Source organism: Verruconatronum alginivorum (assembly GCF_056590205.1).
In genome coordinates this window covers 1,968,882-1,981,504 of sequence record NZ_JBWPVQ010000001.1, presented here as the reverse complement: position 1 = coordinate 1,981,504, position 12,623 = coordinate 1,968,882, and the positions used below count along the sequence as shown (strand labels likewise).

The window sequence follows — 12,623 nt, the reverse complement described above, 5'->3', positions numbered from 1 at the left end:
TCCCATGCTCCAACGCCTCCAAGAAACCTTGAACAATGTCCTCTTCGGCCAGGAACAACTCGTCGAAAACGTTCTGATCGGCGTGCTGGCCCGGGGACACATCCTCCTCGAGGGTCTCCCCGGCCTCGGCAAAACGGAATTGGTCAAGGCGCTCGCCAAGGCGCTGCAAGTCGAAGCCAAACGGATCCAATTCACCCCCGACCTCCTCCCCGGCGACATCACCGGCAACCCGATGCTCGAAGAGGGACCCGAGGGCCGCCGCTTCGTCTTCCAGCCCGGACCCGTCTTCGCCAACATCCTCCTCGCCGACGAAATCAACCGCGCCTCCCCCAAAACCCAATCGGCCCTCCTCGAAGCGATGCAGGAGGGTCGCGTCACCGTCATGGGCGAAACCCATCCCCTCCCCAAGCCCTTCTTCGTCCTCGCCACCCAAAACCCGATCGAACTCGAGGGCACCTACCCGCTCCCCGAAGCCCAACTCGACCGGTTCCTCTTCAAACTCGAAATCCACCGCAACCCGGTCGACGTCCTCGAACGGATCGTCACCCAACGGGAAATGGGAGCGGAAATCCCGGTCGAACCGGTCCTCAACCGGGAGGAACTCGACCGCTCCTGTCAGGCCGCCCGCCAAATCTTTCTCCCCGACGTGGTCGCCAACTACATCGCCCGCTTGGTCGACGCCACCCACCCCGGCCAATCCAAGACCGCCGCCCACCTCAAATTCGGCGCCAGTCCCCGCGCCGCCCTCGGTCTCGCCGCCGCCGCCCGCGCCCGGGCCTTCCTCCACGGCCGCCCCAACGCCAGTTTCGAAGACGTCCAATCGATTGCCGCCCCGGTCCTGCGCCACCGGATCATCCTCGACTACCATGCCCGCCTCGACGGCTTGACCGGCTCCGCCGTGGTCGACCAACTCCTCCAGGAAATCGCCCCCCACAATCGCGACCTCCCCAAAACCCTCGCATGAATCACCCAAAAGTGGCGGAGGCAGGACGCCTCCGCCACTTTTTTCCCACATCCAATGTATTAACGTTCTGCCCTTAATCATGAAAATCCGGTCGACCACCCCCTTCCTTTTATTCCTCGCCCTTTGCCTGATCTTAGCCTCGGCCCTACCGTGCGACGCCGCCCGGTTCCGGGTCCATGGTCCGGGGACGACGCTCGACAGCCGAGTCCAGATCGAGGTCCATTCGTTTTACGAATCCACCCCCCTCCGCGGATACGCCCCGGTCCGGGTCACCATCAGCAACCATTCCGGCCGTGAACGCTCCTGGGGCTTCAACTTCCGGTCCGGACAAGATTTCGACTCCGGAAATTCCCTGCACTACGAGACCAGTCTCACCGTCCCCCATGGCGAAGCCCGCCGCTTCGACGTCATGGTCCCCGTGGCCCGGATCAACGGCTACGGCCAACTGACCGCCACCGTCCATGGCCATGGCATCGTCCCAGCCGAACGCCGCCTTTATTTCCAACAACGGCCCCTCCATTTCGGCCTCGGCCGAAGCTCCCCGGCCATCGCCATGAGCCCCGGCCTCTGGAACGCCAACTCCGGACGATTGGACGACTCCGGCGGAAGCCATGGCGTCGGCCGGATCAACGGCTCCGCATTCGATCCCGCCTTGATGACCCCCGACTGGCGGGGCTACGCCGGACTCGACGCCCTTTGGATCAGCGACACCGATTGGCTTTCCACCGGCGCCGCCGAACGTCTCGCTGTCACCGATTGGGTCGCCACCGGAGGCCGCCTCTACATTTGCCGCGAACACGGCGAAACCTCCCCGCTACCCGGGCTCCCGAATCTCGCCGAAAGATCGTCCGTCCACGGTTTCGGCTCCTTCCATACGTGGCCCCGGACCGGCGACGACGTCGCGATCGAGGAAACGCGCGTCGAGATCTTCTCCCGCAACCTCTCCAGCCACAACCAAATGGCCGAGGCCTACCGCCGCTCCGCTTGGGGATTGCTCGCGCAACTTCCCGAAATCCGCGTCCGCCAACTTCCGTTCATCGCCTTCCTGGTGTTGTTCGCCGTGGTGGTCGGGCCGGTCAACCTCTTTCTTTTCGCCCGGGGCCACCGTCGCTACCGGTTGTTTTGGACAACGCCCGCCATCGCCTTCGGCACCAGCCTCGCCATGTTCCTCCTCATCCTCGGCCAGGACGGCGTCGGAGGCGAGGGACATCGCTTCGCCGTCTGGCATCACTTCCCCGACGAGCACAAAGCCGTCTTTCTCCAGGAACAGGCCATCCGCACCGCCTTGTTGACCAATCGCGAATTTGCCATCGACACCCCGGTGGAGCTTTCGATTCTCAGCTTGACCAATCAACCCAACCAAGGGCTCGGCCTCCGCGCCGCCCGAAACTCCTACCGGGGCGACTGGTTCCGCAACCGCTCGATCCAAGCCCATTTGGTCACCGGGGTCTCCGCCACCCGCTGGCGAATCGAATCCGTCCAACCTTCGACCCCAGACGCGCCGCCGGAAATCCTTTCCACCTTCCCGTTCCCGATCGACTCCCTCTTCTACCGCGATCCCGGGGGAAGGATCTGGCAGACCGCCGACCTACCGACCGGAACTCCGGTGCGTCTCATTCCTTCGGACACAAAGGCCCTCGACGAAGCCTGGGCGAGGATCAACGACTCCGTCGGCCCCATCGCCGATCGGCGGATCGATCCCCTCCGGGGGAAACGGGGCTACTTCTTCGCCTTCACCGCCGGCCACGCCGACAACACCGTCGCCACTCTCGATTCCATTCGCTGGAAATCCCAAACCGTCGTTCACACCGGGCCCCTCGCCCGCGCTAATCCATGAAAACCCCGCCCGCCATTTCCCTCTCCCACGTCCACCGTTCCTTCGGGACGGTCCGCGCCGTGCAGGGAGTTTCCTTCTCGATCGCGTCCGGACAGGTCGTCGGCTTCATCGGAGCCAACGGCGCCGGCAAGACCACCACGATGCGGATGATGACCACCCTCGATCTCCCCGACGCCGGAGCGATTTCCATCGGCGGTATCGACGTGGTCAATTACCCGTTCGAGGTCCGCCGACAGGTCGGCTGGATGCCCGACGCCTACGAGGCGTATCCAAACGTCACCGTCGGCGATTATCTCGATTTCTTCGCCCGCGCCTTCGGTTATCGCGGCGCCGAACGCCGCCGCCGCATCGGCGAGGTAATGAAATTCACCGAGCTCGAATCGCTGGCCGACCGCCCGATGCAAGGCCTGTCCAAAGGGATGGGACAGCGGCTCTGCCTCGGACGCACCTTGATCCACGACCCTTCCGTCCTGATCCTCGACGAACCCGCCGCCGGCCTCGACCCCAAAGCCCGGATCGAATTCAAACATTTGATACGTTTGTTGGCCGAAGAGGGAAAGACGATTTTCATCAGTTCCCACATCCTTTCCGAACTCGGCGAGATGTGCGACTTTCTCGTATTCATCGACGAAGGACGCGTAGTCCACGAGGGTTCCGCCGACAGCCTCCTTCGCCACGGCGAATCCGGCGTCGCCCTCGCCGTCGAACTGGCGGGAGATCCGGTGACCCTCGAGCAATGGGCTCTTCTCCAACCTTCCCTGTCGGTCCTCGAAATCCGCAAAAACGGGTGCTTACTCCAACTCGACAACGAAGATCCGGCCTTCCTCACCGCCACCTTAAAACGAATGCTCGACGACGGCCTGCCGGTCACTTCCTTCCACCGGGAGGAACGGAAACTCGAGGACGCCTTCGTCTCTCTTCTCCAGAAACTCGAGGCCGACAACGGTCACAAAACGCCTTCGACCCCCCATGTCCGACAACCGATTAACCATGAAAACTGACAAATCCGACCCCAGCGATTGGCTGAGCCCGATTCTCGTCAAAGAACTGCGCCAGGGCATGCGCGGCAAACTTTTCCTCTGGTCGTTTCTCCTCGTCCAGCTCGCGATGATTTTCTGCGCATCGGGGGCGCTGGTCACCGCCGCCGGAGCCTCCCGGGAAGCCTTGAGCTTCTTCAGCGGTCTCTTCTGGTTCATCATCGGAGTTCCCCTCCTCCTCGTTTTGCCATGGGCCGGACACGGAACTCTGCGCAACGAAATCAAGGCGAACAGTCTCGAACTGGTTTACCTGACCCGGCTGACTCCATGGAAAATCGTCACCGGCAAATGGGCCGCCTTGATGGCCCAGGGACTGCTGTTCGTCTTCGCCATCCTGCCTTACTTGATGCTGCGCTATTTCCTCGGAGGAATCGACCTGCTGACCGAGTTGACCGTGCTCGCCTGGCTGCTCGTCGCCTCCGCCGGATTGACCGCCGCCACCGTCGGGTCTTCCGCCCACAACCCCTTGATCGTTCGAGGGGCAATGTTTTTCACCGTATTCTGGGGCTTCAGCGGCGTCGTGCCTTTGCTGTTCGGCTTCAGTCCACTCCGAGCAGCCGGCGCGGGCGGGATCGACCAAAACCCTTACATCCTCGCCGCCTTCTTCGTCCCGTTGGTCATCCTTCTGATGTTCGAAATCGGGTCGGCCAAAATCGGTCCGGCGGCGGAAACCCGCTCCTTCTTCATCCGGGTGATCGGACTGGTCGCCCTCGTCGGAGCCGGAATATTGAACGAAGCGGGGAATGGCAGCGGAATCCCGCTGTTCCTTGCGGCGCCGCTGGTCGCCTTCATTTGTATCCAAGGGCTCTGCGAAACGCCCCGCTGGATCCGGAGCATCTTCCTCCCCTATTCCAGCCGGGGACCGGTCGGCCGTCTGGCGGGACGCTTTTTATTCTATCCCGGCTGGCCGAGCGCCGTCGCATACACCACCCTCGTCGCCCTGGCGTTCGCCTTTTTCACCTCCGGCCTGACGTCCTCCCACGACGAGTGGATCTTGACCCTCCTCATCTTGTTTTCCGCTTTGATCTTTCCGGTGGCCCTCACCCGACTCATCCGACCGACCACGGCCCACGGCTTTTCTTGGTTCATCGCCACCCATACCTCCATGTTCTTCCTGGCCATCATGGCGCTGATCCTGCACCAGGCGAACGTATCGGCGGTCGCCTCATTGATCGTCTTTCTGCCAACCTGCCTCGGGCTTCTTTTGGTGTGGGATGCCCTCCCGTTTTACGATTTCACGCTCTATATCGTCGCCACGTCGGTGATGATTTTATTCAGCCTCGCCATTCTCGCCTTCCGCTGGTTCCCCCTGCGTCCGATTCTCCACACCATGGAACAACCGGTCGCTCCCATCCTTCCGGAGCCGACGACCGAAACCTGATCGATGGAACGCCCACCGTCCACCTTGCTCGAAATCCGGCAACGGACGCTCCCCGTCGCCAAACGTCTCCGCCTCCCGCTCGGGGGACGGATCTGGCGAGGGCAAAGCGGCAATTGGGCTGGCGCCGAGACCGGCAGCTCCATCGATTTCCACGATCATCGCCCCTACCTCCCGGGCGACGATCCGCGCCACATCAACTGGCCCGCCTTCGCTCGGAGCGGAGCCTATTCGATGAAACTCTATCGCGAGGAGGTGAGTCCCCAAATCGATCTCGCCCTCGACGCCTCCGCCTCGATGTTTTTCGAACCGGCCAAACACGACCGTTCCTGGGAACTTCTCTATTTCTGCCGCGAGAGTTGCCTCCAAGCCGGTGCTTCCGTCCGAACGTATTCATTCCATGGCGACAAAATTCGCGAGCTCGGCCACGAGGAATTGACCGCCGGCACCGCCTCGCCTCCCCGCCCTCCGGTCGCCGGAACTCCGTCGTTGGCCTTGGTCCCATGGCGACCGAACTCACTGCGAATCGTGATCAGCGACTGGTTGTTTCCGCCGGGAAACTCCGTCGCTTTGTCGCACCTGACCCGCGGCCACGGACGCGGAATCGCGTTCGCGGTTCACAGCCGGTCCGAGTCCGATCCCGACTGGGAGGGACACTTGAGTTTCCTCGATTGCGAAGGAGGAACGCGCCAACGGCGGTTCGTCGACGCCGACTTGATGGCGCGCTACCGGCGGAACTACGCCCGCCACTTCGGCCAATGGGATGACGAGGCCCGTCGTCACGGAATCCTCTTCGCCCGGGTCCCGGCGGAGGGGACTTTGATCGAGGCTTTTCAAGGAGAACCGATCCAACGCGGAGCCGTGGAGTCATGGGCCTGACTTTCGTCAACTTGGCCGCCGGCCTTTGGGCGCTGCTCGGCATTCCGGTCATCCTGCTGATCCACTTTCTGCAAAAGGAACGTCGCGAGGTGGTCACCAGCACCTTGTTCCTCCTCGAAAACCTGCAACGCGAAAGCAAACACGGGATCCGTTTCGACCGTCTGCGCAACTCCCTCCCGCTCTGGCTCCAGATCCTCGCCGTGCTCCTCCTCGCCTGGTTGCTCAGCGAACCGCGCTGGATACGGCCCGACTCCTTCCAACGGATCGTCGTCGTGCTCGACTCCTCCGCCTCGATGACCCCGTTTCGCGACGACGTCATCGGCACGCTCGACCGGCGTCTCAGCCGGACCGCCCGCACCAGCGCCCGCACCGACTGGATTCTCCTCGAAACCGATCCCCGCCGGGGAACTCTTTACTCGGGCGACGACCTCGACGCGATGCGAGCCGCCATGGAAAATTGGATACCCCGGTCCGGCTCCCACGACCCGATCCCCGCCATCAACCGCGCCCGCTCCCTCCTCCGCCGGGACGGCGACGTCATCTTCGCTTCCGACCGTCCCCTCCCGGACCTCCCTTCCGGCGTCCACCTGCTCGCGGCCGGTTCCCCGATCGAGAATTGCGGTTTCGCCGGTCTCAGCATCGAGGACGAGGGCGACCGAACCACTTGGCGGGCGTTGGTCCGCAACTACGGCAACCATCCCCAAACCCGGGAATGGCGCGCCGTGTTCGGCGAACACGCCACCTCCCCCCAGACCATCCGGCTCGACCCGGGGCAAACCGTCGCACTCAGCGGAGAATTCCCCCCGGACGCCGACGAAGGTTTCCTGACGATGACCCCCGACCGCTTTTCCCTCGACGATTGGCTGCCGTTGCTCCGGCCGCGTCCCAAAGAGATTTCCATTTCGGTGGAAGAACATCCGGCTCTCGACGGTTTCACCGGACCGTTTCTGCGCAGCCTGCCGCATTGGAGACCGGTCGCCTCCGGTCGTCCCGACCTCCGTCTCGCCACCCGCCTTCCCGGCCAAAACGATCTCCCCCACCCGGCCGTCTATTTCCTCACCGAAACGACGCCGCCCGAACGCCTCCTCTCCGGTCCCATTCTCGCCGAAAACCACCCGTTGACGCGCGACCTCAACTGGGACGGCCTCCTCGTCCAAACCGGTTCGGATGTTTCCGTCGGCCCCGACGACCGGGTTCTCCTCTGGCAAGGAGACCGCCCCCTGATTCTCCTCCGCCAATCCGGCTCCTCCCGCTCCCTTTTCTGCAACTTCGATCTCCGTTATTCGAATGCCGCCCGCTTGCCCGCGTTCGTCGTTCTCCTCCATCGGTTCACCGATCAGATCCGCGAAACCAAGATCGACTTCGAACAACGCATGCTCGAAACTAACCAAACCTTCGCCCTTGCGGCGGATCCCCTCGGCGGCGATCTCACCTTCCGTTTCCGCGACCGCTCCAACAACCTCACCGAGCAAACGATCCCCGCCCACCGGGCTCCGCTGCTAACCGCTCCCGGAGATCCCGGCTTCCTTGAAATCCACCAGAACAACCGCCCCCTCCTTCGCGCCGCAGTCCACTTCGCCGACACCCGGGAAGCCGATTTCCGCGCCGCCGCCACCGAGGACAACATCGCCGCCTCCACCGCCGCCCGCCTCCAGCGAAACACCACCGCCGACTTCCTCACCCCCCTCTGGCTCCTCCTCCTCGCCACCACCCTCCTCGTTTCCTGGCGCCTCACCTCCCCCCACACTTCCTAATTCCTAATTCATAATTCTCTTCCGTGCGCTTCCTCTCTCCAGAATGGTTTCTCCTCCTGCCGATCTTCCTCGGCCTCGCCTTTTGGTGGAAAGCCGCCGGCCTCCGCACCCCCCTGCGCCTGACCGCCCTCCTCCTTGTCGTTCTCCTTCTCGCCCAACCGGAATGGCGGCGACTCCAACCCGGCCTCGACCTCTGGGTCCTCATCGATCAATCCGCCTCCGCCGCCGAACGGCTCCTCCCCCGCCTCCCGGAATGGGAGGCCCTCATCGAACGGGGCATCACTGCCGACGACCGGATCTTCTACGTCGACTTCGCCGACGAAGCGATCATGCGGGGAGACGACGAAAACCTCACCTTCACCGGAAACCGGGATGCCACCCGGCTCGCCAACGCCTTGCATTTCACCTTGGCCCGCATGAACTCCGAGCGCGCCAACCGCATTCTGGTCCTCACCGACGGCTACAGCACGGAACCGCTCGGCGAGGTCCAATCCCGCCTGCTCGACCAAGGGGTCGCCCTCGACTTCCGTTTGGTCGGCGACGGCGGCGGCGCCGATTACCGCGTCGAAAACATCACCCTTCCGTCCCGCGCCCAGGCCGGCGAACCGTTCCTGATCGAAATCGCCGTCGCGGGACAACCGGACGGCACCGTCCCGTTCACTCTTTACCGCAACGATGACCGCGTCGCCGGGGGCGAAATCACGGTCCGGCGCGGCCGCGGCCAAACCCGCATGGCGGAACGACTCCACCGGGGCGGCGCCCACCGCTACCACGTCCGCATTCATCCCGAGGCCGACGCCCACTCCGGGAACAACACCGCCGAAAACTGGATCGAACTGGTCGGCGGGCCCCGGCTCCTTTTGGTCACCGGCTACTCCAACGACCCCTTGGCGCCGATCCTCCGCGCCCAGGGTTTCGAGGTCGATGTCGAACTCCCCCGCTCGAGTCTTTCCCCCGGACGGCTGACCGGCGCCCGGGCGGTCATACTCAACAACGTATCCGCTTCTTCATTATCCACGGAGTTTCTTTCCGCCGTCGACTTCTTCGTCCGGGTCCAGGGCGGGGGGCTTCTCATGGCGGGCGGCAGGCAAAGCTTCGGCGCCGGCGGTTACCACGGATCCGCCATCGACGAACTCCTCCCTGTATCCACGGAATTGCGACAGGAACACCGTCGTCTCGCCGCCGCCATGGCGATCGTCCTCGACCGCTCCGGCAGCATGAACGCCGTCGTGGGAGGCGGCCGCACCAAGATGGATCTCGCCAACGAAGGGGCCGCCCAAACCATTGATTTGCTCGGCGTCGGCGACGCCGTCACCGTCTTCGCCGTCGACACCCGTCCCCACACCATCCTTCCGCTCACCGTCCTCGGCACCGACCGCCTCCCCCTCACCCGCGCGGTCCGCCGCATCACCAGCGCCGGCGGTGGCATCTTCGTTTACACCGGTCTCGTCGCCGCCTGGGAACAACTGCAACTCGCCTCCCAAGGCCAACGCCACATCATCCTGTTCGCCGACGCCATGGACGCCGAAGAACCGGGAGACTACCAGAGGCTGATCGCCGAAATGGTCGACGAAGGGGTGACGATCAGCGTCATCGGCCTCGGATCCGACACCGATTCCGACGCCGAATTCCTCAAAGACGTCGCCGCGCGGGGCAACGGACGGATCTTCTTCAGCCGCGACCCGGGCGAACTCCCGTCGATCTTCGCCCAGGAAACCGTGGCGGTCGCCCGCTCCACCTTCGTCGACGAACCGGCCCCGGTCGCCGGCGCGGCCGGATGGCTCGAAATCGCCGCCTCCCAACAGTCGTGGCCACCCGCCATCGACGGCTACAACCTGAACTACCTCCGCCCCGAAGCCACCGGTGGCGCCTTCACCGCCGACGAACACCAGGCTCCCCTAGTCGCCTTCTGGCATCGCGGGATCGGACGCTCCGCCGCCGTCGCTTTTCCTTTGGGAGGAGATTTCTCCGGGCAGATCCGCGCGTGGAGCGGCTACGCCGACTTCGTCCAAACGCTCGGCCGTTGGCTCGCGGGAGAAGACGTTCCCCCCGGACTCGGCTTGCGCACCCGACTCGAAGGCGACACGGTCTCGGTCGAGTTGCTTTACGACGACGAATGGGAACCAACCATCGCCCGCCACTCCCCCCGCCTGTTTCTCTGGCGCGGGGCCGGACAGACAGTCGAAACGGCCACGTGGGAGCGGATCGAACCCGGCCGTTACCGCACCCGCATTCCCTTGGCCCCCGGAGCCCCCCTCCATGGCGCCGCCCAAGTCGGCAATCAAGCCGCTCTCCCCTTCGGTCCCGTGGTCCTCGGCCGCAATCCCGAATGGGATTTCGATCCCGCCCGCCTGGAAGAATTGCGCCATCTCGCCCGCCTCAGCGGAGGCGAAGAACGCCTCGAACTCTCCCGCGCCTGGCAAAGCCCGCCCCAACCCGCCTTCCGCGACCTCCGGCTCTTACTCCTGATCCTCCTCCTCCTGGTGGTCCTGGCCGAAGCCGCCGCAACCCGACTCGGAGGCCGCCTCCCTCGATTGGTCGGCGGAAATCAACTCCAATCCGCGTTTCCGTCCCGCTCAACCATTTCCTCGCGAGCCATTGGGAACCCGCCAGCTTCGCAACCGGCGCCGTCCACCATGGAATTTCCTCCCGCCGACTCGCCACCCGCCGACCATCGGAGCAGCCGGTTCGCCCGGGCCAAGCGGCGCGGTCGCTGAGCCCGCGGTAGCCTCACGCCGCCCGCATCCGTTCGCGGCCGTGAGGTTTACTCAGATCGATGTCGGGGCCGACCGGGACAATCCGGGTCGGATTGATCTCGTCGTGGGTGATGTAATAATGCCGCTTAATGTGATCAAAATCGACCGTCTCGGCGATGCCGGGAATTTGATACAAGTCCTGCAGGTATCCTTGAAGATTTGGATAGTCGCTGATCCGGCGGATGTTGCATTTAAAATGACCGTGGTAAACCGGATCAAAACGAACCAACGTGCAAAATAACCGCCAATCGGTTTCCACCGGCCGATCCCCGAAAAGATAACGCCGGGTCGACAGACGATCCTCCATTTCGTCGAGGGCGGCGAAAAGTTTCTTCACCGCCTTTTCGTAGGCCCGCTGCTTGGTCGCGAATCCGGCCATATAGACGCCGTTGTTGATGTTTTCGTAGATGAATTCGCTCAACTCCGACTGATCCTCCGCCTTTTCTTCCGGAAACAAATCGACCGAACGGTCACCGAATTCAGCAAAGGCATCGTTGAACATCCGACAGATGTCATCCTCGGAATTGTTGATGATCTTCTTGGTCTTCTTGTCCCACAAGACCGGAACGGTGACCCGTCCTTTGAAATCGGGGTCGGTCGCGAGATAGGCTTCGCGCAGGAATTCGAATCCGTTCACCGGATCAGAGCCCGGACCTTCCTTCGCCGGAAAGGCCCATCCCCGTTCATCGCGGACCGGATCGACCACCGATACTCCGATCGCATCTCCCAACCCTTTGAGATTGCGGACGATCAAAGCACGGCACGCCCACGGACACGCCAAGGAAACGTAAAGATGGTAGCGTCCGGATTCGGCGGGAAACTCCGAGGAACCGTCCGGGGTGACCCACGAACGGAAAGCATCCTCTTGTCGGGTGAATTCGCCGGACTCCGACTGCTCTTCGGGAAATTGCGCGCCTGCGGTCATGCCCATAAGATGCACCGGGAGTCCGCCGGGCGCAATGTCGGGATTGCCGAAGGTCGGACGACCCCGGATTCCGCATTCCGATTAGCCGCGAAAAAGCACAAGATGCGCAAAACGGAAAATTCGTGCCCGCTAAGCAACTTTCAGCTCATCGGCTGCCCCGGCGGTCCCGCCTACGTTCTCCTTTTTGCGACTTTTGTGCCTTTTTGCGGCTGAAACCTACGTTTAAAGCCCAAGGCGAAGACCCGGCGACTTTCGCCGTTATTTCTTCAGCTTGGCCGCGGTCTCGACCATCTGGAGGAAGGAACGGGCTTCGAGGGCGGCGCCGCCGATCAAACCGCCGTCGATGTCTTCCTGACGGAGGAGTTCGTCGGCGTTGGCCGGTTTCATCGAACCGCCGTAGAGGATTCGGGTGCGAGCCGCTTGGGCCGCGCCGAAGATCGGCTCGAGTTGCTTCCGGATGAACGCATGGACTTCCTGGGCCTGTTCCGGAGTGGCGGTCTTGCCGGTGCCGATCGCCCAGACCGGTTCGTAGGCGATGACGACCAATTCCGCCAATTCCGACGGGATGTTGGCCAAGCCTTCCTTGATCTGCTTTTCGACCACTTCGAACGCCTTGCCGGCTTCGCGTTCCTCGAGGGTCTCGCCGACGCAAAGGATCGGCTTCAAGCGACTGTTGAGGGCGGCGAGCACCTTTTGGTTGATGAACTCGTCGGTCTCTCCGAAGAGGGCGCGACGCTCGCTGTGTCCGAGAATGACGTAGGTGGCGAACAAATGCCGCAGCATTTCCGCCGAAACCTCGCCGGTGTAGGCGCCCGACCGTTCATGGTGCATGTTTTGAGCCCCCAGACGGACGCCGGAACTCTCGATCGCCCGCGCGGTGCTTTCCAACGCCGTGAACGGAGGGCAAATCACGACATCGACTTCGTGCTGCCGTCCCAAAGTGCCGGCGATCTCGGCCGCCAGGTCTTTCGCCTCGGCCGAGTTCTTGTTCATCTTCCAATTTCCCGCGATCAAAATCTTTCGCATGATTTCCAACGAATAAAGATTCGAGCCGGCTTTGCAAAGCCGGTTCTTACAAAGTTTTTAAAAAGGA

General features: G+C 63.1%; 9 protein-coding genes. 7 read left to right on the top strand and 2 right to left on the bottom strand.

From position 1 onward, the window contains the following. Positions 1 to 4 precede the first annotated feature (4 nt). From ACWUI2_RS06910 to ACWUI2_RS06880, 7 genes are all read left to right on the top strand, one after another. Positions 5 to 964, top strand: coding sequence for an AAA family ATPase (locus ACWUI2_RS06910; protein ID WP_486982122.1), 960 nt, complete (start codon positions 5 to 7; stop codon positions 962 to 964). A 79-nt stretch (positions 965 to 1,043) separates the two neighbouring features. Continuing rightward, positions 1,044 to 2,801, top strand: coding sequence for a hypothetical protein (locus ACWUI2_RS06905; RefSeq protein WP_486982121.1), 1,758 nt, complete (start codon positions 1,044 to 1,046; stop codon positions 2,799 to 2,801). Beyond that, entirely contained in the window at positions 2,798 to 3,802 is a 1,005-nt protein-coding gene (locus ACWUI2_RS06900; RefSeq protein ID WP_486982120.1) for an ABC transporter ATP-binding protein, read from the top strand. Before ACWUI2_RS06905 ends, ACWUI2_RS06900 begins: the two co-directional genes overlap by 4 nt. Beyond that, a complete protein-coding gene (locus ACWUI2_RS06895) occupies positions 3,792 to 5,219 on the top strand; it encodes a hypothetical protein (RefSeq protein WP_486982119.1) in 1,428 nt (475 codons plus the stop codon). The genes ACWUI2_RS06900 and ACWUI2_RS06895 overlap by 11 nt, the downstream gene beginning before the upstream one ends. 3 nt (positions 5,220 to 5,222) lie before the next feature. Further along, positions 5,223 to 6,095, top strand: a complete 873-nt coding sequence (locus ACWUI2_RS06890; protein WP_486982118.1) for a DUF58 domain-containing protein — start codon at positions 5,223 to 5,225, stop codon at positions 6,093 to 6,095. Next, positions 6,086 to 7,849 carry a BatA domain-containing protein gene (locus ACWUI2_RS06885; protein WP_486982117.1) on the top strand — a complete coding sequence of 588 codons (1,764 nt, stop codon included), beginning with the start codon at positions 6,086 to 6,088 and terminating at the stop codon, positions 7,847 to 7,849. Before ACWUI2_RS06890 ends, ACWUI2_RS06885 begins: the two co-directional genes overlap by 10 nt. A gap of 23 nt (positions 7,850 to 7,872) precedes the next feature. After that, the gene (locus tag ACWUI2_RS06880) at positions 7,873 to 10,566 is read left to right on the top strand and encodes a VWA domain-containing protein (protein WP_486982116.1); all 2,694 of its coding nucleotides are present in this window, start codon (positions 7,873 to 7,875) and stop codon (positions 10,564 to 10,566) included. 13 nt (positions 10,567 to 10,579) lie between these two features. Here the strand turns inward: ACWUI2_RS06880 and ACWUI2_RS06875 are convergent, their stop codons facing one another. Together ACWUI2_RS06875 and tpiA are read right to left on the bottom strand one after the other, a co-directional pair. After that, a complete protein-coding gene (locus ACWUI2_RS06875) occupies positions 10,580 to 11,530 on the bottom strand; it encodes a glutathione S-transferase family protein (RefSeq protein ID WP_486982115.1) in 951 nt (316 codons plus the stop codon). A 258-nt stretch (positions 11,531 to 11,788) separates the two neighbouring features. Next, a complete protein-coding gene (gene tpiA, locus ACWUI2_RS06870; RefSeq protein WP_486982114.1) occupies positions 11,789 to 12,556 on the bottom strand; it encodes a triose-phosphate isomerase in 768 nt (255 codons plus the stop codon). Positions 12,557 to 12,623 lie beyond the last annotated feature (67 nt).